Here is a 21,478-nt window from a genome sequence, read left to right on the forward strand (position 1 = left end):
GGGGTCGGAGGGATGCCGCTTGCGTAGCCTCACGTCATCCTCGCGCGATCGCGGAATACACGCGACTACCATTGGGTTAATCCCGGTAATCCCGTTGTCAATGTGAGGAGCCCCCACCGTGAGCCCTGAAACTTCTTCCGTCCGCACCTCCTACAAGGTGCGCGGTTCCGAACTGGTCGGACGCAACTGGTTGAATACCGGTGGACAGCAACTGGATCTCGAGGCGCTGCGCGGCAAGATCGTGATCCTGGACTTCTGGACCTTCTGCTGCATCAACTGCTTGCACGTGCTCGATGAACTGCGACCGCTGGAAGAGAAGTACCGCGACGTTTTGGTCACCGTGGGTGTCCACTCTCCCAAGTTCGAGCATGAGGCGGATCCCGAGGCGCTGGCCGCCGCCGTGGAACGCTACCAGATCGAACACCCGGTACTGGATGACCCGGAACTGGAGACCTGGCAGGCCTACGCGGCTCGTGCCTGGCCGACCCTGGTGGTGCTGGATCCGGAAGGCTACATCGTGGCCCACCTCTCCGGTGAAGGTCACGCCTCCGGTCTGGAATCCCTGGTGGATGAACTCGTCGCGGAGCACGAGGCCAAGGGAACCCTGCACCGCGGCGATGGACCCTACGTGGCCCCCGAGGCACGCGAAGGGGACCTGCGCTTTCCGGGCAAGGTCGTGCCCTTGGCCAACGGGAACTTCCTGGTCGGAGACTCCGGGCACCACCGCCTGGTGGAGCTGGCCAACGACCTGGGCACCGTGGTGCGCACCATCGGCTCGGGGGAACGCGGCTACGCCGATGGTGATGCCGCCACCGCAGAATTCAACGAACTGCAGGGGCTGACCGTCCTGCCGCAGAAACTGGCGCAACAGGTCGGCTATGACGTGGTGGTGGCCGATACGGTCAACCACCGGCTGCGTTCGGTGAAACTGGACACCGGCGAGGTGGGAACCCTGGCCGGCAACGGGGTGCAGCGACTGCTTGACGCCGAGACCGCGCGCAAGGCCGAACAGCCGATCGAGCTGGGAACCGACGCCACCAACATCTCGCTGTCCTCGCCGTGGGACGTGGTCTACCACCCGAACGGCAAGGTCATCATCGCCATGGCCGGTACCCACCAGATCTTCGCCTTCGACCCGCGTACCAGCGCCGTCAGCGTTTTTGCCGGGACCGGGCTGGAAGGGCTGGCCGATGGTCCGGCGCTGGAGTCCTGGTTCGCCCAGTCCTCGGGGCTGAGCATCGACGACAAGGGAACCGTCTGGGTTGCCGATTCGGAGACCAGCGCGCTGCGCAGCATCACCGTGGGCGAGGACGGGAACGCCGACACGGTGAGCACCGCGATCGGCACCGGCCTGTTCGACTTCGGATTCCGTGACGGCGATGCCGAGCAGGCGCGCCTGCAGCACCCGTTGGGTGTGGCGAACCTGCCCGACGGTTCGGTGGCCGTTGCCGACTCCTACAACGGGGCGGTGCGTCGCTTCGACCCGGTGACCAAGACGGTTTCCACCCTGGCCAAGGGGCTGAAGGAACCGGCGGACGTCCTGTTGGACACCTCGGTGGACGGCGACCCGGTCCTGCTGGTGGTGGAAACCAACGCCCACCAGCTGGTGCGTATCCCGGTTCCGGCCGAGGCCCTGAACGTTGACGAGGGGGCCAGCCAGACCCAGCGTCCACGCACCAAAGTCCGCGCCGGTGAACACCGGATCACCGTGCGTTTCTCCGCCCCGACCGGGCAGAAACTCGATGACCGGTGGGGCGACCCGACCCAGTTGAAGATTTCCTCCAGCCCAGAGGAACTGCTGCTCGAGGGCGGCGGAACCTCGGTGGGCCTGCTGCGTACGTTGCAGCTGAATCCGGAGGTCTCCGAAGGCGTACTGCATATTACCGCCCGCGCAGCGGCCTGCGACGGCGAACCGGGCGGCGATATCCCGGACCACGCGGCCTGCCACCTGTACCAGCAGGATTGGGGCATCCCGGTGCTGCTGGATACCGAGGGCGAGGATGAGCTGGCGCTGGATCTGCGCGGCGTGAACTAGCCGGCAACAGCCAAACCCTCCCCGGATACCTGGAATTCTGGGAGGGTTTGGCTTGTGCCCGGCGACCGGTGCGGTGCGTCGGTCGCCGGCCTTGTCAAAGGGCCAGTTTGCCGCTCTTGGCGACCTCCGGATCGGTGCAGGAGGACAGGTCGAAGCAGCAGGGGCGGCGCTTGCCATCGCGCAGCTTGGAGATACTGACCTCGACCCGGCGTTGCCGGGTATCGGGGTTCTTGGTGGATTTCACCCAGCGCACCCATTCCCAGCGGGCCATGGGGGTCAACGACTGCCACGTGTCTTCCAGATCGGTGGCCTCCTGCAGCGCGGCGGCCAGATCGGCGGGAAGAGCGGTCTCGGGCCACCGGGCGGCCAGCTGCGCCGTGAAACCTACCTGCTGGCCCGGCGCGGAGGCCAGGGCCGCGGCCTCGGGCCGGTCAAGCGGTAGCCAATGCCCGCGCCGCCCGTCGGGTTCGATGACCAGGGTGTGTTCCTGCCCGTTGATGGTGCCCTGCACCGCGACCTGTCCGCGGCTGGGCAATCGCCTGCTGGAAGCCTCGTCGAACTCGAGGATGAGCCTGTCGCCGATGCGGCGGGTGGCACCGCCCAGTTCCATGAGGCCGTTCTTGTTGTCCATCTGCTTGCTCCTTTGGTCCGCATCGAAAATACCATTTGACGGGCCGGCGCCGCGATATTCGGTGGGTGGACCGCCAAGTGTTCCGCCCGCGCCCCAGCCGCCCACGCCCACGCGGGACGACCGGCGGCATGTGGTTAGACTGGTGCGGGAGGAGGATGCCGGGACCTGAGCGTTTCGGCTATGTGAATTCGTGGCGAGCAAGATGTTCCGGGCACTGTCGATCCGCAACTACCGCCTGTGGGTGATTGGCGCTCTCGTCTCGAATGTCGGCACCTGGATGCAACGGGTGGCCCAGGACTGGCTGGTGCTGACCGAGCTGACCGATCATGACGGGACGGCGACCGGGATTGTGACCGGGCTGCAGTTCCTGCCGGTGCTGGTGCTGGGCCCCTACGCGGGACTGATCGCGGACCGCTACGACAAACGCAAGGTATTGCTCTGTACCCAGAGCTTCATGGCCGTGTGCGCCCTGGTCCTGGGAGTGCTGGTTATTACCGATTCCGCCGAATTATGGCATGTGTACCTGCTGGCCACGGCCCTCGGCATCGGCTCGGCCTTTGACGCCCCGGCCCGTCAGGCCTTTGTCTCCGAGATCGTCCCGGGCTCCTACCTGACCAACGCGGTGGCGTTGAACAGCGCCAACTTCAACCTGGCCCGGCTGGCGGGGCCCGGTATCGCCGGGCTGGTGATCGCAGCATTCGGAACCGGGCCGGCCTTCCTGATCAACGGTGCCTCGTTCATTGCCGTGCTGTTTTCGCTTACCGCCCTTGACCGGGAGCAGATCACTGCTGCCACGCGGGTCGAGCGCGGCAGGGGCCAGATCGTCGAGGGCTTCAGGTTTGTCCGTGGCCGGCGGGACCTGTTGCTGATCTTCTCGCTGGCCTTCGTGGTGGGCACCTTCGGCCTGAACTTCCAGCTGACCAACGCGATGATGGCCGCGGAGGTCTTCGGCGTAGGGGCCGGTGAATACGGGATCCTGGGGTCGGTGATGGCCGTGGGGACCTTTGCCGGGGCGCTGCTGGCGGCCCGGCGCTCCCGGCCCAGATGGCGCTACATCATTTTCGGAGCAGTCTTCTTCGGCGCCAGCGCCCTGGCCTCGGCCCTGATGCCCAGCTATACGCTGTTCATGCTCTCGCTGGTTCCGGTGGGACTGTTCGCCTTGACGTTCCTGAACAGCTGCAATGTCATGGTCCAGACATCGGTCCCCGGTCATTACCGGGCCAGGGTGCTGGCCCTGTACCTGATGGTGGTGCAGGGTGGGACGCCGCTCGGTGCGCCCTTGGTGGGCTGGCTGGCCACGCTCTTCGGACCGCGAATGGCGGTGGGGGTCGGTGGTGGGCTGTCGCTGATCGCCGGTGTGCTCGCCGTGGTGATGTGGCAGAAATACCGGGCCGATGCGATACCGTTGCGCCGGCAGATGCAACGAATCCTTACCTGGCGGGCGCGCTAGCCACCTGCTGCTCGGTCGTGGACTGCGGGCGGACACTGACCTCGGTGGTGCTGGTTTCCAATTTGGCGTTGAACCCGAAATCGGATTTGATGACCTTGTTTTCCTTGGCCCCGGTGCGCAGGTCCTGTTCGGTCAGATGAAGTTCGGTGGTCACGGTCAGCGGTCCGAGAACCCACGTGCCGTCGTAGTAGGAGACCTCGGGATCGGGGTAGTCGGCGATTTTCCAGTTGATGGACTCGGCATCCACCCGGGCGGAGGTGTGATAGGCGAAGGGGCAGTTGCTGGGCATCAGCACCTTCTGCTCGGTGCACTTGTCCAGGTAGTCCCGGACTTGCTGGTTAACCGTTTCGGTGAAATGTGGTGTCGGCTCAGTACGCAATGCGATTTCCACCGGCTCATCCGAAGGCCCGGTCACCACCATGCCCCGGGTGTCGGCCTGGAAATTCCTGGTTTCGAAGCCGGCATCCAGGACCGCAGGGAAAAAGACCGGCAGGGTGGTCCGCCCCTGGTCCAGGGGGATCTTCTGTTCGTTCAGTTCGATCTCATTGACCGTATTGGCCTTGACCAATACGGTTGGCAGCACCGTTTCCTCGAACTTCCAGGTGTCGAAGAAGAACCAGGACTTCCCGTCGTGGCGCAGCCGGTAGCTGGACTCCATCGGCACCCCGCCGGCCTTGTAATGCGCTGTCACGCTCACCAGATCGGCGTCCTGGGCATCGGGTAGTGGCCGGTCAACCGTGAAATCGGTGATGCCCTGCTGGGTGCGTTGGAGCACCACGCCATCCAGGGCTACCGCATCCCCTTCCGGGACGGTCGCGTTCAACAACCCGAGCGCCTCACCGCCCCGGCCTTCGACCAACAACTGCTGGAGGGTCTTGACCTGGGCGGACGCCGAAAAGACCGTGCGATTGGAAATGATGATCGAAAGGATCAGCAGGATCACGACGGCCAGCGCGGCAAGAGCCCAGCGTAAGGCGATGCGGGTCACGGGATTTGGTTCGTTCATGTCCCACTAAGGCTAGCGGTTGTACAGTCCAGTTATTAAATCAACGACCGGCCCGGCGACGTTTACGCGTGTCGGAGATCCCTCGCGCCCGTGCCTGTCCCGGACCGGTTGCCTGCGTGTTTCACGGCGGGAGGCCCGGCCAGGATTTGTCAGAACGGGTTGAGCAGACGCTGGACGAAGGACTGGGTACGCTGGTTGCCGGGGTTGCGTAGCACCTGGGCCGCCGGGCCGTGCTCGATCACGTGCCCACCGTCCATGAACACCACGGTGTCGGCCACATCCCGGGCAAAGGCCAGCTCGTGGGTGACCAGGACCATGGACCAGCCTTCGGCGGCCAGTTCCTTGATGACGGTGAGCACTTCGCCTACCAGCTCCGGATCCAGCGCACTGGTCGGCTCGTCGAACAGCAGCAAATCCGGTTCCTGCATCAGCGCCCGCACGATCCCCACCCGTTGCTGCTGACCGCCGGAGAGCGAGGAGGGGAAGGCCGACGCCTTTTCGGCCAATCCCACACGGTCAAGCAGTTTGGCGGCCTGCTCCAGCACCGCGGATTTCGGGCGCCGCTGGACTTCCAACGGGCCGATGCTCACATTCTGCAGCACCGTCAGGTGCGGAAAGAGGTGGTGGCCCTGGAACACCATGGCCGATCGCTGCCGCAGGATGCTTGCCGTCTTCTTTCGGGTATCGGGGTGGAAGCTCACCGAGGGGCCACCGGCAAAGGCCACCACTCCGTTGTCGGCGATTTCCAGCCCGTTCAGGCAGCGTAAAGCGGTGGTTTTCCCGGAGCCGGACGGGCCGATCAGCGCCAGGACCTCGCCTTCGTGCACGGTGAAGTCGATGCCGCGCAGCACCTGGTTGGTGCCGAAGGACTTGTGCAGGCCGGTGACGGTGAGCAGGGGAGATCCGGTTTTAGGCGACATACTTCTCGAGCCTGCCTTCCATACGAGTCTGGATGGTGGACAGCACCAGGCAGATCACCCAGTACAGTGCCGCTGCAGTGAGGTAGAGGGTCATGAATTCCAGCGAGGTCGCCGCGACCTCCTGGGCGCGGCGGAACATTTCGGTGACGAGGATCAGCGAGGCCAGCGAGGTGTCCTTCACCAGCGAGATGAAGGTATTAGACAACGGCGGGATGGCCACCCGTGTCGCCTGGGGAAGGATCAGCCGGTAGAGGGTCCGCGTCCGGGACATCCCGATGGTGTAGCCGGCCTCCCACTGCCCGTTGGGTACCGAGAGGATCGCGGCACGGATGATTTCGGCGGCATAGCCTGCCACGTTCAGGGTGAAGGCGATGATGGCGCTGGGCCACGGATCGATGGTCACGCCCAGGGAAGGCAACCCGTAGAAGATCACGAACAGCTGTACCAGCAGCGGGGTACCGCGAATGATAGAGATATAGATCCGCGCAATCGCCGAGAGCACCCGGCTGGTGCTGATCCGCATCAGTGCCACCACCAAGGCCAGCATCAGCCCGAGGGAGAAACTGGCCAGCGTCAGGGGAATGGTTCCGGTCAATGCTCCCTTGGCCAAAGGCCACAGCGAATCAAGCACCAACTGCCAGGTCTCGTCCATTGTCCTTCTTCCGATTCACTGATCACGGGCACTTGCCCCCAGGAAAGGTCCTAGGGGCAAGTCTACGCAGGGGCTACCGGGGAGCCACCCGTTTACTCGGTGACGTCGGCGTCGAAGTACTTCGCGGAGATCTCGGCCAGGGTTCCCTCGCTGCGCAATTCCTCCAGGGCCGTGTTGATGGCGTCGCGCAGGTCGCTGTCCTCCTGGCGCAGTGCCACGCCGACCCTCGACTGTTCCTCGGACTCGGCGGCGATCTTGATCGAGTCATCCGGGCTGGTGTTCTGGGAATCCAAGTAGGTGAGCTTGTCGTTGATCGTGGCGTCCACACGGCCCTGCTTCAGCAGTGTCACCGCCTGGGCCCAGCCCTCGACGGCCTCGACGTTGGCTCCGGCTTCCTGGGCGGCCTCGTACCAGTTGCTGGTGAGCGACTGGGCGGTGGTCTTGCCCTCAAGGGATTCGAAGGAGGTGATGTCGGTGTTGTCGCTGCCGGTCACCACCACGCCGTTGGAGACGGTGTACGGGGCGGAGAACAGGTACTTCTCCTCGCGTTCGGGGTTGATGGTGACCTGGTTGGCGATCACGTCGAAACGCTTGGCGTCCAACCCGGCAAAGATGCCGTCCCACTGGGTTTCCTCGAACTGGACGTCCACGCCCAGCTTGTCACCCACCGCCTCGATGATCTCCACATCGAAGCCGACCAGGTCGTTGCCCTCGTGGTAGGAGAACGGGCGGTAGGTGCCCTCGGTGCCCACCGTGAGCACACCGGATTCCTGTACATGCTCCAGCAGTGAATCGGACTGGCCCTGGGTATCCCCGGAACCACCCGAGCCGCAGGCGCTGAGTGTCAATGCCAGTACGGCGGCAGTGGAAAGGGCAGTCAGGGATCGTTTCATTTTGACCTCAGCGGGACTCGAAAGCGGGTGTGGTTCAAACGGCATAACGTTGCCGTCAGCATCCAGTATTCCCCACGGCCCGATAAAGTGTCCCGGCATCGGAAGGGGCGGGTCATAAATATTCATCATCCCGGGGCGGGCCGGCTAGATCCCCAGGATCGAGGCCAGCAGCATCATCACCGGGATCGCGCAGATCGTGGTCAACATGACGGTGTCCTTGGCGATGACCACTCCTTGTTCGTAGCGTGAGGCGGTGACGAAGATGTTCTGGGCGGTCGGCAGTCCGGCCATGATCACCGAGGAGATGACCATCGGAGTGGACAGCTGGAAGACAAAGGCGGCCAGCAGCCAGGCGATGAGCGGATGGAGAACCAGCTTGGCCACCGTACCGACCACCACGTCGGCCCGTCGACCGGTGGCCCGATCCAGCGGTTTGGACCCCACCAGCGAGATGCCGAAGGCCAACAGCATCGCCGGAATCGAGGCCCCGGCAATCAGCTCGATGGGTTCCAGGACGAGTTGCGGCACCTGCCAGCCGCTCAGCGCCACCACCAGCCCGGCCATGGAGCCGATGATCATCGGGTTCTTGGCCGTGGCCGTGAGCAGGGCCAGGAAGGTGGTGCGGTGGGTCAACGTGGTCGCATCCAGCATGGCCAGGTTCACCGGTTGGTAGAGCGCCAGCTGGAAGAGGATGACCGGTGCGGCATGGGACATGTCGCCCAACACGTACAAGGCTATGGGCAGCCCGAGGTTCGCGGAATTCACCGTGGAGGCGCTCATTGCCGCAATGATACGTTCGGCCGGGGTCCGCTTGAGCCATTTGAAGGTAGCCAGGTGGTAGACCACCGCGGTCAGTGACGCGGAGATGGTCGCAATCCAGAGCAGCGGCCCGAGAACCTGGGTGGGTTCCGAATCGGCGATGGTCATGAAGAGCAGGGCCGGGCTGGCGACGAAGAAGGTCAACCGGTTCAGTACCCAGCGGCCCTGTTCGCCCAGGACCCCGGTGCGTCCGACGAAGTAGCCGACCAGGATGACAACCCAGATGATCGAGAATCCGGATAACACTCCGGTCATCAATGACCTCCAGGGATTCGCGATGGGGCAGCTGTCGTGGAAACGCCAGACGCCGGGGTCCCATGGGACCCCGGCGTCTGATTCATGCGAGCGGGCGACGGGAATCGAACCCGCGTATCGAGCTTGGGAAGCTAGCGCTCTACCATTGAGCTACGCCCGCAATGCTCCGAGCGGCCTGCTGGCGGCCCGGGCGTATCCCAGCATAGCGCACCACTGATGGTGGTTTCCAAGTTGATGACCTGTTGATATCCCGATCAGGTTCCGTCGAGCGGCGTGGAGCCAGTTGTTGCGCGGAATTCCCGCCCCCATCACGGGGTGAAATATGATCAGAGTCACATATTCCCTCGGGGTGTGGCGTTAGCGGCCATCCCCGCCGTGGTCCAGCAGCTCCTGCTGCAAGACCGCCACCCCGTCCGCCGGGATCTGGAAGCTCAACTCATCGCCCGGATTGATGACCACCCCGGTCTTCGACAGCGAGCGGATGATCGCCGCGCCCTGGACCTTCACCCCATAGGGGGCCTGGTCGATATAGGCGCCGGGAATGCGTTCCAGGGAAGTGAAGACCGCGACCATCGCCGCCCCAGCCGCATTGCTCAGCAGCAACGGCTGCGCATTGGGGTTCTCGCCGGTGACTTCCTCCCGGGACAGGAAGTACACTTCCGCGCTCATGAACGCGCCGACCACCGACCCGGACAGCTCGGGCTTGTTCAACCCGGCGGCAATCACGGTCTCGAAGTGGTTGATGGTGCCCGCCGGGTCCGGGGTCGGTGACGCTTCCCCGGGGGAGTGCGGTGTTTCACTCGAAGCTCCGGAAGCATTGGTGGGATCGGGTTTCTGGTTGCTCATATCCCCAAGCATGTCGTGGTGCCAACGTCACGTGCAACCGCGGAATCCGCAAAATTGCCAATTGCGCCTAAAATGACAGACGAGCAACCACAAAGAGATGCAAGGACCGAGCATGCCTGAATTCCGTTATGAAGACCTCCTGCCGATTGGCCAGGACACCACCAACTACCGAAGGATCTCCGCCGAGGGTGTCACTGTCGTCACCGGCCCGGACGGCAAGAACTTCCTCCAGGTGGCTCCCGAAGCCCTTGAGCTGCTGGCCGAAACCGCGCTGCGCGACATCTCGCACTACCTGCGCCCCGCCCACCTGCAGCAGTTGCGCAATATCCTCGACGACGAGGAAGCCAGCCCGAATGACAAGTTCGTGGCCCTGGACCTGCTGAAGAACGCGAACATCGCCGCCGGCGGCATCCTGCCGATGTGCCAGGACACCGGAACCGCGATCGTGATGGGCAAGCGCGGACAGCGGGTGCTGACCGAGGAACAGGACGAGATCTCGCTCTCCCGCGGCATCTACAACGCCTACACCAAGCTGAACCTGCGCTACTCGCAGCTGGCCCCGATCACCACCTGGGATGAAAAGCAGACCGGCAACAACCTGCCGGCACAGATCGACCTGTACGCCAACACCAAGCCCGAGGCGGACACCAGCTACAAGTTCCTGTTCATGGCCAAGGGCGGCGGCAGCGCCAACAAGTCCTTCCTGTACCAGGAAACCAAGGCCATCCTGAACGAGAACTCGATGCTGAGGTTCCTCGACGAGAAGCTGCGCTCGCTGGGGACCGCGGCCTGCCCGCCGTACCACCTGTCCATCGTCATCGGCGGCACCAGCGCCGAAATGGCGCTGAAGACCGCCAAGTACGGTTCTGCCAAGTACCTGGATTCTCTGCCCACCGAAGGGGCGATCACCGGACGCGGATTCCGCGACACCGATCTGGAGGAGAAGGTCCTGGAACTGACCCGCAACTTCGGGATCGGCGCCCAGTTCGGCGGAAAGTACTTCTGCCACGACGTGCGCGTGGTGCGTCTGCCCCGACACGGTGCCTCGATGCCGGTGGCCATCGCCGTTTCCTGCTCCGCCGACCGCCAGATGCTGGCCAAGATCACCGAAGAGGGCATCTTCGTTGAGCAGCTGGAAACCGACCCGGCCCGTTTCATGCCGGACGAGTCCCACCCGGCCGTGGCCGCCTACGGGGACGACAGCCAGGGCGTCTCGGGCACCGGTGGGGGATCGGTGGTCAAGGTCGACCTGAACAAGCCAATGGATCAGATCCTGGCCGAACTGACCAAGTTCCCGGTCAAGACCCGGCTGTCCTTGACCGGCCCGTTGGTGGTGGCCCGCGATATCGCGCACGCCAAGATCAAGGAACGGCTGGATGCCGGCGAGGAGATGCCGCAATACCTGAAGGACCACCCGGTCTACTATGCCGGCCCGGCCAAGACCCCCGATGGCATGGCTTCGGGATCCTTCGGGCCGACCACCGCAGGTCGCATGGATTCCTATGTGGAACAGTTCCAGGCTGCTGGCGGCTCGAAGATCATGCTGGCCAAGGGCAACCGCTCCTCACAGGTCACCGACGCGTGCAACGCCCACGGCGGGTTCTACCTGGGCTCCATCGGCGGCCCGGCCGCCCGTCTGGCCCAGGACTGCATCAAGAAGGTCGAGGTCATCGAATACGAGGAACTGGGCATGGAAGCGGTCTGGAGGATCGAGGTCGAGGACTTCCCCGCGTTCATCGTGGTCGATGACAAGGGCAACGACTTCTTCGAGGCCACCTCAAAGCCCACCTTCACCGGTATCCCGGTTCGCGCCAGCTAGTCGCACAGGCGGAAGCCGGGCCAACCGTGGCAGGGTCACGAACCAGTACTGGTTCGCGGCCCTGCCACGGTCTTTAAGCGTTGATTCCGACCGGTGTCGTGGAAGCGGTGCTACCGGCTCAGCCCGAAGGACCAATCGCGGAAGGGTGGCAGGAACCGTAGCACCACCAGGTCATCGGAGGAATCCGCGGAGGCCTCGGGCTCCGGGGAGCTGCCCCACGGGCTGGACTCGGCGGCCGGGGTGGTTTCCACCGCGTTCTCGGTGGGCTCGGCCGGGGCTTCTTCGGCCTGGTCAAGCAGCAGGTTGTAGTACTGCTCGTAGGTGGCGACGTCGGCATCCTGCATGGCCTGGGCATGGTCGATGCCGATGTAGCGCAGATGCCACGGCTCGTAGCTGTAGCCGGTGACCTCTTCCTGTCCGGCAGGGTAACGGATGATCAGCCCGTATTCGGCGGAGTGCTGGGCCAGCCATTTTCCGGCGGCGGTGTCGCCAAAGCAGATACGCAACTGGCAGTTGCCCCCGGCATAGCCCACATCCGCGGCCAGACCCAGCTGGTGTTCGCTGGTTCCGGGGCGGGCCGAGATCCGCTCGGCGTACGCGGCGCCGTACTGGCTTTCATACTGGTTGAACAACACGCGCTGGCGTTCATAGGAACGGAAGGCGCTGATCAGCTGCAGGCTGTGGCCGGCCTGGCGGGCGGCAACCAGCAGTTCCTCCACCGCATCGGCGGCCTCCTCACGCAACTGGTGGCTGCTGCCGGCCACGGTGCGCAGGTCGGTCGGGTGGTAATCGGCGGTGGACAGCTGGATGCTGGGGTTGATCAAGGCCAGCATGCTGTCGCTACTGCTGAGCTCTTCGGAGCTTACCGGAGGCAGTTCTGCGGTGGGGGCGGCGTTCGCGCCGGGTGCACCGGCGGCCAACAGCAGTGATGCAAGTATCACGCTTGCGGCGCGGGTCATGAAGCGCATGCTGGTCAATTGCCATCCTTGGAAGTCAGTGCGGTGGTATTGCCTTCAAGAATACTGCCTGTCGGTCTTGGGAACCATGTGTTGCCGGACTCGCCGGCCGCGCGCGGTCACACGTCGTGGCGCCACAATCGGCCGTGGGTTAGGAGGACGGCGTGCGGCAGGATAAATTTAGTGGCGTGTTGTATTCAGATGGTGACATTCGTCGTTCGATTGCCAACGGGCAGATTGCCCTGGAACCCTATGCGGGCGAGATGGTCCAGCCGGCCTCGGTCGATGTGCGGTTGGACCGTTTCTTCAGGTTGTTCGACAACCATAAGTACGCGCATATCGACCCTTCCACCGATCAGCCCGAGCTGACCCGTCTGGTGGAGGTGGAACCGGAGGAGCCCTTTATCCTGCACCCCGGCGAATTCGTGCTCGGCGCGACCTATGAGAAGGTCACCCTGGGTCATGGGGTCGCCGCCCGCCTGGAAGGCAAGAGCTCGCTGGGCCGGCTGGGCCTGCTGACCCACTCGACGGCCGGTTTCATCGACCCGGGTTTCTCAGGGCACGTGACCCTGGAGTTGTCGAATATGGCCACCTTGCCGATCAAGCTGTGGCCGGGATCGAAGATCGGGCAGCTGTGCTTCTTCCAGTTGACCTCGGAGGCCGAGCACCCGTACGGGTCCGGCCCGTACGGCAACCGCTACCAGGGCCAGCGCGGTCCCACCGCCTCACGCAGCCACCTGAACTTCCACCGCACCACCCTGGAAAACTAACGGCGGGCCGCGCCCTTCGGGGTGCGGATGGGTAGCAGCAGGACCAGCCCGATCAGCAACACCAGCAGGATGCCCAGGATGCCGTAGCGTTGCGCCTGCCCTTCGGCCACCTGGGTGGCGGCAATCGCGATGGCCGTGGTGAACAGCATGGGGGCCAGGAAGCTGACAGCTCGGCCGGTGGTGGCGTACAGGCCGAACATTTCGCCTTCACGCCCTGCCGGGGCCATCCGTGCCAGCAGTGAACGCGCGGCGGATTGCGCGGGCCCGACAAACAGGCACAACAGCAGCCCGAAGAGCCAGAATCCCAAGGCATCCGGGGAGAAGAACACCCCGGCACCGGCCACCAGCAACCCGACCAGGGACACGGTGATCACCCATTTGGGACCCACGTAATCATCCAGCCAGCCACCCACGATGGCGCCAATCGCGGCGACCACATTGCCCACGATCGCGAAGATGATCACCTCGCTGAGGGCGAAACCGAAGGTTCCGGCGGCAATCACCCCGCCGAAGGTGAAGATCGCGGCCAGCCCGTCACGGAAAACCGCCGAGGAACCGAGGAAGAACACCAGATTCCGGTCCTCCTTCCACAGCGAGACGATCCGCCCGAACAGCACCTTGTAGGAGCTGGCCAGAGGAATCCTCCGGTTGAGCTGGGGTGGGGCCTCGGGGATCCTGAAGAAGATCGGCAGGGCGAAAACCAGGAACCAGAGGGCGCTGAAGACCGCGACCCACCGCAGATTCCACGAGTCCTCGGTATTGGCACCCGGCCAGTCGAACAGCGGATCAACGAACCCGAAGAGCACCAGTGCCAGGGCCAGGATGCCGCCGACATATCCCATACCCCAGCCGAAGCCCGAGACCTTGCCGATGGTGGAAGGAGTGGAGATCTGGGTGAGCACCGCGTTGTAGTTCACCGAGGCGAATTCGGAGAACACCGACGCGGCGGCGATCAACCCGGCCCCCAGCCACAGGTACTTGGGATCCGGTGCCACGAAAACGCAGGCGGCGGTCAGGGCCACCACGGCCAACGAATTCACGGTCAGCCACAATTTGCGCCGCCCGGCCGCATCCGAACGCATCCCGGTGACCGGCACCAGCAACACGATCGCGATCCCGGCGTAGGTCAGCGCCTGGCCAAGCACCACCGATGCGTGGTCGGTGGAGCCGAACAGTTCACTGGTCAGGTAGACGGTGAAGACAAACGTGGTCATCACGGCGTTGATCGCGGCCTGTCCCCAGTCCCAGCTCGCCCACGCCAGCGTCGCACTATTAAGCCATGATTTTTTCGGTTCGACCAGACCTCGTGCCAGATTGCTCTCCATGTGGGAATCGTAGCCTGTAAACAGTGATCAGAACATGAATTTAGGTTGGCTAGGAAATTCGCTGGATCCCCGGGTTTGCCATCGGCGGTGCACCGAAGGGAGATTCGCCACTGTTACCGTTCGGTAAAAGTGCCGTCTGGACTGATAAAATAAAAAAACCGGTCGGTGTAAATCGTCGGACTCTGCCCATGTTCAATTCGACAGAGGAGACGTGTGTTAATTATTCTCATTGCGCTTTTCGCAACTGCTGCGCTTTGCCCGTTGATCTTCAGGTATTTCCGACGCAACGGGTTTTATATTGTCGCCGCAGTTCCTGCAGTGGGATTCGCGTGGCTGCTGACACAGTTTCCCGCCATCCTTTCCTCCCAGCTGGATTCGGCCAATGGCCAACCCAACGCCCCGCCGAGCATCGAATACACCTGGATCGACGGTTTCCTGGTCAACCTCGACTTCCGACTCGACACCCTGGCCGCGGTACTGCTGCTGCTGATCCTGGGTGTGGGTGCGCTGGTCCTGGTCTACTGCGGGCGCTACTTCAAGAACGATGACATGGGCGTCGGCGCGTTTGCCGCGAAGCTGGTGGCCTTTGCCGGGGCCATGATCGGCCTGGTCACCGCCGATGACGTCATCATCATGTTCATCTTCTGGGAAATCACCTCGGTGCTGTCCTACCTGCTGATCGGTTTCAGCCAGGCGCTGATCACCGCCCGCCGTTCGGCCATGAACGCCTTGATCGTCACGACCTTCGGCGGCCTGGCCATGTTGGCCGGCCTGCTGATCCTGGGAACCTCCACCGGCAGCTACCGGCTCTCGGACATCATCGCCGCCGCCCCGCAACTGAGCAGCATGGGCATGCATATCGATGTGGCCATCGGCCTGGTGCTGATCGGCGCGTTGTCCAAGTCCGCGCTGGTTCCCTTCCACTTCTGGCTTCCCGGGGCAATGGCCGCGCCCACCCCGGTTTCGGCCTACCTGCACGCCGCGGCGATGGTCAAGGCCGGCGTCTACCTGGTGGCCCGGCTGGCCCCGGGATTCGCCGATACCGCGTTCTGGGCACCCCTGGCGGTCGGGATCGGTATTGCCACGATGATCATCGGCGGCTACCGGGCCCTGAAGCAATACGACCTGAAACTGATCCTGGCCTTCGGTACGGTCTCCCAGCTGGGATTCATCATCGCCATCTTCGGGCTGGGCAACGCCGACGCGGCCTTTGCCGCCCTGGCCCTGACCCTGGCCCACGGGCTGTTCAAGGCAACCCTGTTCCTGGCCGTGGGCATCATCGACCACAACACCGGTACCCGCGACATCCGCAAGCTCTCGGGGCTGGGCCGGAAGATGCCGCTGCTGGCCATCGCCACCACGATCGCCGCCGCCTCCATGGCCGGCATCCCGCCGTTGTACGGGTTCGTGGCCAAGGAATCAGTGTTCGACGCCCTGCTGCATCTGGACGGAGAACTGGCTTGGGTGCCGCTTGTCGGCGTGGTCTTGGGCGCCGCCCTGACCATGGCCTACTCGCTGCGTTTCGTCATCGGCGCCTTCGGCAGCAAAGCCGAGGTGGCACCGGTCGAATGCTACCGTCCGTCGCTGATCTTCCTGGCTCCCCTGCTGGTGCTGACCGTGGGCACCGTGCTGCTGGGTCTGCTGCCCGGGTTCGTGGAACCGTTGGTCAAGCACGCCGCGACCCTGTACCCGCAGGACCCGGAAGTCCACCTGGCGGTCTGGGCCGGTTTCACCCCTGCGCTGGGCCTGAGCGCGGTGGCCTTGCTGGTCGGCGTCGCGTTCTACATCCTGCGGGCCAGGACCGACACCGGGGTGCCGCTGCGCCGTAAGGTGCTCTCCGCGGAGGAGATCTACCGCGGCCTGGTCAACGCGGTGGACGAGCTGGCGATTTGGGTCACCGGTCGTACCCAGCGTGGTTCCCTGTCCTTCTACCTCGGGGTGATCCTGGCGGTGGCCCTGGTGGTGCCGCTGTCGATCGCGCTGACCGTGCCGACCCCATGGCCCACCCACTGGGTGATCGCCGATCACCCGGCGCAGATGATCATCGGCGCCATCATGATCGTCGGCGCCCTGGCGGCGATTCGCGCGGCCAAACGTTTCATGGCCGTGCTGATGGTCTCGGTGACCGGTTACGGGATGGTGGCGATCTTCGCCCTGCAGGGCGCCCCGGACCTGGCTTTGACCCAGTTGCTGGTTGAAACGATTGTGCTGGTTGCCTTCGTGCTGGCCCTGCGTGCGCTGCCCAAGCGGCTGTGGGTGGGGATCTCCAAGGTGAAGCCGGCCCGCGCCCTGCTGGCCACCGCACTGGCCGCGATGACCGTGTATGTTGCCATCGGCATGATGGCTGCCCGGAACGAGTCGCGTATTTCGCTGGCCTTCCCGGATCTGGCCTACTACGAGGGGTACGGGGCGAATATCGTCAACGTGACCCTGGTGGACCTGCGTGTCTGGGATACCTTCGGGGAAATCACGGTGCTGGCCGCCGCCGCCACCGGGGTGGCCTCGCTGATTTTCGTTGCCACCCCGGTCGCCCGGCGCCTGCGTGCCGGGGAGATCAAGTCCGGTTCGATCGACCACGGCTCAGAGGCGATATCCACCGGTGAATTCAGCCAAGCCGGGCTCGATATCGCCCGCCAGTTCGCCCGTTCGAACAACAAGGACTGGCTGATCGCCGGGCATACCCTGGTGGCCGAACGTCGTTCGATCATCTTCGAAGTGGTTACCCGGGTGATATTCCACGCGATCCTGATGCTCTCGATCTTCACGCTGATCACCGGGCATAACACCCCTGGCGGCGGTTTCGCCGGTGGCCTGCTGGCCGGTCTGGCCCTGACCGTGCGCTACCTGGCCGGTGGCCGGGTGGAACTGGCCGAATCGATGCGTGTCTCGCCGAATATCCTGCTCGGTGGCGGTCTGGCCGTCGCCGGGTTCTCCGGGATCTTCCCGCTGTTGCTTGGCGATCCGGTGTTCAGCACCTATGTGTGGGAATTCGCGCTGCCGATCTTCGGGGAACACAAATTTGTCACCTCAACATTCTTCGACATTGGAGTCTATCTAGTGGTACTGGGCCTGGTGCAGGACGTACTGCGATCCCTGGGAAGCGAGATCGACGTGCTTTCCGAGGGACGATCACCGGTTGCCCGACATGACGTGGTGGCCGGCTACCGAAGGGGAGTGGGACGATGAGCGTCAATATCACCTTCCTGGCCATCACCGGCGTGCTATTGGCCGTGGGCTACTACCTGGTGCTTGAACGCACCCTGACCAGGGTCCTGCTGGGCATCGTGGTACTGGGCAATGCGGTGAACCTGCTGATCCTCACGGCCGGTGGCCGGATGGGCCAGGCGCCCCTGTTCAGCCCGGAGGTGGCCCCGGACGAATACTCCGATCCGTTGCCGCAGGCCCTGATCCTGACCGCCATCGTCATCACCTTTGCGGTGACCGCGTTCCTGCTGGCCATGATCTATCGTTCCTGGTCGCTGACCAACGCCGATACCGTGCGCGATGACGAAGAAGACATCCGCGTATCGCAGGCCAGTGCCTACGATGAGGAAGAAGACGCCCCGGTGGAGGAAGACACCACGGAGTTCGTGGATGAAGAAGGCCGACCGATTCGAGAGGGCGAGGAATAAATGGATTTCATGTCTCTGTCCCCGCTGGCGGTCATCCTGCCGATCCTGGGGGCCGGTGCCACCTTCGTGGTTCGCCGCAAGGTGCGCTGGCAACGCATCATCACCATCGGTGTGCTGTGCCTGACCATGTTGCTGGAAATCGGCATGGTCGCCGCGACCTGGAACGGCCAGACCTACGCCATCTCCATCGCCGGGTGGGATGCACCCTTCGGGATCGCGCTGGTGGTGGACGGCTTCAGCGCCTTCATGCTGCTGATCTCCACAATCGTCTCGCTCGCGGTGCTGCTCTTCGCCACCAGCCAGGGGCTGGCCGACGGTGACGAACACGGTCCGGTCTCGATTTTCCATCCGGCCTACCTGATCCTGCTGGCCGGCGTGTCCAATGCCTTCATGGCCGCGGACCTGTTCAACCTCTACGTCGGCTTCGAGATCTTCCTGACCGCAAGCTACGTGCTGCTGACCCTGGGCGGTACGGCCGAACGCATCCGGTCGGGTATCACCTACGTGGTGGTCTCGGTGGTCTCCTCGATCCTGTTCCTGACCGCGATCGCCCTGATCTACGCGGCGACCGGTACCGTGAACATGGCCGACCTGTCGGTGAAACTGGGCGAACTGGACGCGGGAACCCAGCTGATCCTGCACTCGTTCCTGCTGATCGCCTTCGGCATCAAGGCCGCGGTCTTCCCGCTCTCGCTCTGGCTGCCTGACTCCTACCCGACGGCTCCGGCCCCGGTGACCGCGGTGTTCGCCGGGCTGCTGACCAAGGTGGGCGTCTACGCGATCGTACGTACCGAAACGTTGTTGTTTCCCGAAGGCAGGGTCAATTCGGCGTTGCTGATCGTGGCCGCAGCGACCATGGTGATCGGGATCTTCGGTGCGTTGGCCCAGGCGGACTTCAAGCGCATGCTCTCCTTCACGCTCACCAGCCATATCGGGTACCTGATCTTCGGCATCGCAGTGGGCACCGAGGTCGCCATGGCCGCGACAATCTACTACGTGGGGCACCACATCATCGTGCAGACCAGCCTGTTCATGGTGGCGGGCCTGATTGAACGGCGAGCCGGAAGCGCGAACCTGACCGAGCTGGGCTCCCTGGCCAAGCTCTCCCCGGCGTTGGCGATCCTGTTCTTCATCCCGGCCATCAACCTCGGCGGCATACCACCGTTCTCGGGCTTCATGGGCAAGTTCGGTCTGCTGCACGCGGCGGCCGAGCAAGGTGGCGTGCTGACCTGGCTGGTCATTGCCGCAGGCCTGCTCACCAGCCTGCTGACCCTGCTGGCGATTGTCCGGGTCTGGGCCCGTGCCTTCTGGCGCCGGGCCGCGGATGCCGAGAACCCCACCGAGACCCTGGTCGCCGAATCCAAGGAACTGACTTCCGTGGTGCAGGCCGGCGGGAACTCCGGTCCGCTGCTTGGGGCCAAACTGGCCCGGCGGATGGAAGCAGGCCATCTTCCATGGGGGATGCGCTACTCCACCGGGGTGCTGGTGGCGGCGGGCATCGCCTTGACGGTTTTCGCCGGACCGCTGTTCGCCTTCTGCCAGCGCGTGGCCGTGGAGCTTTTGGCCCGCGAACCATACATCACTGCGGTACTCCCGCCAGGCTAGGAGGAAGGAAGCATGTCAAAACGTACTGAACAACCTCGTGACCAGCGCATCGACGACGCGCTGGATGAAGCCTCGGGTAAACGGAATCGTCCCACCCTGAAACAGGAATGGCCGCTACTGATCTTCCTGGTGCTCATGTGGGGTGCCTTGTGGCAGGACTTCTCGGCAGGGAACCTGATCTTCGGTGCCTTGCTGGCCCTGCTGGTCGTGGCCCTGTTCCCGCTGCCGCCGGTGGTGCTCTCCGGGCGGATCAACCTCTGGTATTGCTTCCTGCTGCTGGGCTGGTTCATTCTGCAAGTGGTGGCAGCCAGTGTCGAAGTCGCCTACCTGGCCTTCTTCCGGCGCAAGAAGACCCGCTCCTCGATCATCGCGGTGAGGCTGCATACCGATTCCGATTTGATCGTCACCGCGGTCGGCCACGTGCTGACCCTGATCCCCGGATCCTTCGTGGTGGAGGTGGACCGCCGGACCTCCACGTTGTACCTGCACTACCTCAACGCCACCAACGCGATCAAGGTCGCGCGGTCACGGGCCAAGATCCACGAGATCGAACGCCGGGTGATCATGGCGATCGGCAGTAGGGAGGAATACGAGGCAGTGAGGAAGATCCGGACAGAGATCGTCGACCGCCAACGGGGCAGGGGCGAGACGGGGGAGGAACAATGACCTACATCGTTGTCGCCATTGCCGGAACGCTCCTGGCCATCGGTGCGGTGGCCTGCCTGATCCGTGTTGCCAAGGGTCCCTCGATCCTGGACCGGGTGCTGGCCCTGGATGTGATGCTGCTGATCATTTCCGCGGCCCTGTGCCTGGAGATGTACCTGAACGAACACAACAACAGCATCCTGTTCGTGGTGATCGCCTGCGCCATCGGGTTCATCGGTTCGGTGACCGTTTCACGTTTCGTGTCAGATCAGAGGAATGCCTGATGGAATTGTTCCTGGAAATCATTGTCGCGGTTCTGCTGGTTACTGGCTCGCTGATGTCCCTGATCGCCGGGGTCGGCCTGTTGACCTTCCCCGATCTGCTCACCCGCATGCATGCGGCCACCAAACCCCAGGTGCTCGGATTCCTGCTGATCTTCATCGGGTTGGCCATCCACCTGCGTTCCTGGGCGCTGGTGCCGGTGCTGGCCCTGGCCTGGGGTGTGCAGTTGCTCACCGCCCCGGTCTCGGCCCACATGATCGGACGCTCAGGCTACCGGACCAAGCACGTCAAACGCGAAAGCCTGTACAGCGACGAGCTGCGCACCGTGGTGGAGAACGCCAGCCGCAGCGACGACAAGGACTGACGCGGATAGCAGAAGCACAGGGGCAATGGGCGGCTCCCCTCCAAGGGGAGCCGCCCATTGCCCCTGTGGTCGTCTACTTGTTCAGTTTGGCCAGGGCATTGCGCGCGCCCCGGTCCGCCAGGACCTGGATGATCGCGGCCACCACGGAAGAGAACACGGCAAAGGCCAGGGCCTGTCGCATCGAGGCCTCGGCTTCGGCTTCCTTGCCATGGCGTGGAGGCTCATTACCTGTGAACCCGGTCCACAACCGGTCCACTAGCTTGCTTCCAAGAAACCCTGCTCCCAACGAAATTCCGGTGGCAAGCAGCTTCATGAGCATGTTCATTCTCTGGTCTCCATTTCGTGTGGCTTCATCACGTTCTGTCTAGAGCCTATCTTGATGTATGGTGGCTGTGCAGACAAATAACCGACAGGGGAGCGTCGTATCGCTGGACTGTCCGCCCGATAACCGGGTGGCGACACAGCTGATAAAAGGCGCTGAGAGTGCGATAGATCGCAGACCCTCGAACCTGCTCCGGCTAGTACCGGCGAAGGAAGTCGAGAATCTCAGATACGCGGCCATGCTTTTTCAGG

Annotated in this window: 20 protein-coding genes, 1 tRNA gene and 1 riboswitch; of the genes, 10 read left to right on the plus strand and 11 right to left on the minus strand. The window is 63.8% G+C overall.

The annotated features are described in order from the left end of the window. Positions 1-118 precede the first annotated feature (118 nt). Positions 119-2,035, plus strand: coding sequence for an NHL domain-containing thioredoxin family protein (locus OK351_RS00215; protein ID WP_265155309.1), 1,917 nt, complete (start codon positions 119-121; stop codon positions 2,033-2,035). A 94-nt stretch (positions 2,036-2,129) separates the two neighbouring features. Here OK351_RS00215 and OK351_RS00220 read toward each other — a convergent pair whose 3' ends face one another. After that, positions 2,130-2,666, minus strand: coding sequence for a YdeI/OmpD-associated family protein (locus OK351_RS00220; protein ID WP_265155310.1), 537 nt, complete (start codon positions 2,664-2,666; stop codon positions 2,130-2,132). Positions 2,667-2,856: 190 nt separating this feature from the next. Here OK351_RS00220 and OK351_RS00225 point away from each other — a divergent pair, with 190 nt between their 5' ends. Continuing rightward, positions 2,857-4,116: an MFS transporter gene (locus OK351_RS00225; protein WP_265155312.1), complete on the plus strand. Its 1,260-nt coding sequence runs from the start codon at positions 2,857-2,859 to the stop codon at positions 4,114-4,116. Here the strand turns inward: OK351_RS00225 and OK351_RS00230 are convergent. The 7 genes from OK351_RS00230 to OK351_RS00260 form a co-directional block, all read right to left on the minus strand. Continuing rightward, complete coding sequence (locus tag OK351_RS00230; protein ID WP_265155313.1) at positions 4,097-5,122, minus strand: hypothetical protein; 1,026 nt, start codon at positions 5,120-5,122, stop codon at positions 4,097-4,099. The genes OK351_RS00225 and OK351_RS00230 overlap by 20 nt on opposite strands. A 149-nt stretch (positions 5,123-5,271) precedes the next feature. Further along, positions 5,272-6,042 (minus strand): amino acid ABC transporter ATP-binding protein, encoded by a 771-nt coding sequence (locus tag OK351_RS00235; RefSeq protein ID WP_306349460.1) that lies wholly within the window; start codon positions 6,040-6,042, stop codon positions 5,272-5,274. Continuing rightward, positions 6,032-6,694 carry an amino acid ABC transporter permease gene (locus tag OK351_RS00240; RefSeq protein WP_265155314.1) on the minus strand — a complete coding sequence of 221 codons (663 nt, stop codon included), beginning with the start codon at positions 6,692-6,694 and terminating at the stop codon, positions 6,032-6,034. The genes OK351_RS00235 and OK351_RS00240 overlap by 11 nt, the downstream gene beginning before the upstream one ends. 92 nt (positions 6,695-6,786) lie before the next feature. Next, entirely contained in the window at positions 6,787-7,587 is an 801-nt protein-coding gene (locus OK351_RS00245; protein ID WP_265155315.1) for an amino acid ABC transporter substrate-binding protein, read from the minus strand. 144 nt (positions 7,588-7,731) lie between these two features. Next, positions 7,732-8,661, minus strand: coding sequence for an AEC family transporter (locus tag OK351_RS00250; RefSeq protein ID WP_265155316.1), 930 nt, complete (start codon positions 8,659-8,661; stop codon positions 7,732-7,734). 89 nt (positions 8,662-8,750) lie between these two features. After that, positions 8,751-8,821, minus strand: a tRNA-Gly gene (locus tag OK351_RS00255). Between the two features lie 197 nt (positions 8,822-9,018). After that, positions 9,019-9,507 carry an SseB family protein gene (locus OK351_RS00260; protein WP_265155317.1) on the minus strand — a complete coding sequence of 163 codons (489 nt, stop codon included), beginning with the start codon at positions 9,505-9,507 and terminating at the stop codon, positions 9,019-9,021. A gap of 112 nt (positions 9,508-9,619) precedes the next feature. Between OK351_RS00260 and OK351_RS00265 the strand changes: the two genes are divergently transcribed. Next, complete coding sequence (locus OK351_RS00265; protein WP_265155319.1) at positions 9,620-11,326, plus strand: fumarate hydratase; 1,707 nt, start codon at positions 9,620-9,622, stop codon at positions 11,324-11,326. Between the two features lie 110 nt (positions 11,327-11,436). Here the strand turns inward: OK351_RS00265 and OK351_RS00270 are convergent, their stop codons facing one another. Further along, on the minus strand, positions 11,437-12,285 hold the full coding sequence (locus tag OK351_RS00270; RefSeq protein ID WP_265155320.1) for a M15 family metallopeptidase: 849 nt from the start codon (positions 12,283-12,285) through the stop codon (positions 11,437-11,439). A 185-nt stretch (positions 12,286-12,470) separates the two neighbouring features. On the opposite strand from OK351_RS00270, the gene dcd reads away from it, so the two are divergent. After that, positions 12,471-13,052, plus strand: coding sequence for a dCTP deaminase (gene dcd, locus OK351_RS00275; protein ID WP_265155321.1), 582 nt, complete (start codon positions 12,471-12,473; stop codon positions 13,050-13,052). Here dcd and OK351_RS00280 read toward each other — a convergent pair. After that, positions 13,049-14,377: an MFS transporter gene (locus tag OK351_RS00280; protein WP_265155322.1), complete on the minus strand. Its 1,329-nt coding sequence runs from the start codon at positions 14,375-14,377 to the stop codon at positions 13,049-13,051. The genes dcd and OK351_RS00280 overlap by 4 nt on opposite strands. A 213-nt stretch (positions 14,378-14,590) precedes the next feature. Between OK351_RS00280 and OK351_RS00285 the strand changes: the two genes are divergently transcribed. Genes OK351_RS00285 through mnhG form a run of 6 tightly spaced genes read left to right on the plus strand, consistent with a single transcriptional unit; the run spans position 14,591 to position 20,905 of the window. Further along, entirely contained in the window at positions 14,591-17,563 is a 2,973-nt protein-coding gene (locus OK351_RS00285; protein WP_265155323.1) for a Na+/H+ antiporter subunit A, read from the plus strand. Continuing rightward, on the plus strand, positions 17,560-18,009 hold the full coding sequence (locus OK351_RS00290) for a Na(+)/H(+) antiporter subunit C (protein WP_265155324.1): 450 nt from the start codon (positions 17,560-17,562) through the stop codon (positions 18,007-18,009). The genes OK351_RS00285 and OK351_RS00290 overlap by 4 nt, the downstream gene beginning before the upstream one ends. After that, positions 18,010-19,614: a Na+/H+ antiporter subunit D gene (locus OK351_RS00295; protein WP_265155325.1), complete on the plus strand. Its 1,605-nt coding sequence runs from the start codon at positions 18,010-18,012 to the stop codon at positions 19,612-19,614. 12 nt (positions 19,615-19,626) lie between these two features. Continuing rightward, positions 19,627-20,280 (plus strand): Na+/H+ antiporter subunit E, encoded by a 654-nt coding sequence (locus tag OK351_RS00300; protein WP_265155326.1) that lies wholly within the window; start codon positions 19,627-19,629, stop codon positions 20,278-20,280. Further along, positions 20,277-20,543 carry an MrpF/PhaF family protein gene (locus OK351_RS00305; RefSeq protein ID WP_265155327.1) on the plus strand — a complete coding sequence of 89 codons (267 nt, stop codon included), beginning with the start codon at positions 20,277-20,279 and terminating at the stop codon, positions 20,541-20,543. The genes OK351_RS00300 and OK351_RS00305 overlap by 4 nt, the downstream gene beginning before the upstream one ends. After that, positions 20,543-20,905: a monovalent cation/H(+) antiporter subunit G gene (mnhG, locus tag OK351_RS00310; protein WP_265155328.1), complete on the plus strand. Its 363-nt coding sequence runs from the start codon at positions 20,543-20,545 to the stop codon at positions 20,903-20,905. The genes OK351_RS00305 and mnhG overlap by 1 nt, the downstream gene beginning before the upstream one ends. 73 nt (positions 20,906-20,978) lie before the next feature. On the opposite strand, the gene OK351_RS00315 is transcribed toward mnhG, so the two are convergent. After that, entirely contained in the window at positions 20,979-21,230 is a 252-nt protein-coding gene (locus tag OK351_RS00315) for a DUF4235 domain-containing protein (RefSeq protein ID WP_265155329.1), read from the minus strand. Between the two features lie 76 nt (positions 21,231-21,306). Further along, a riboswitch (TPP riboswitch) is annotated at positions 21,307-21,458 on the plus strand. The last annotated feature ends 20 nt before the right edge of the window (positions 21,459-21,478 follow it).

Origin of the sequence: Glutamicibacter sp. MNS18 (assembly GCF_026107515.2) — a bacterium.
Classification (GTDB): domain Bacteria; phylum Actinomycetota; class Actinomycetes; order Actinomycetales; family Micrococcaceae; genus Glutamicibacter.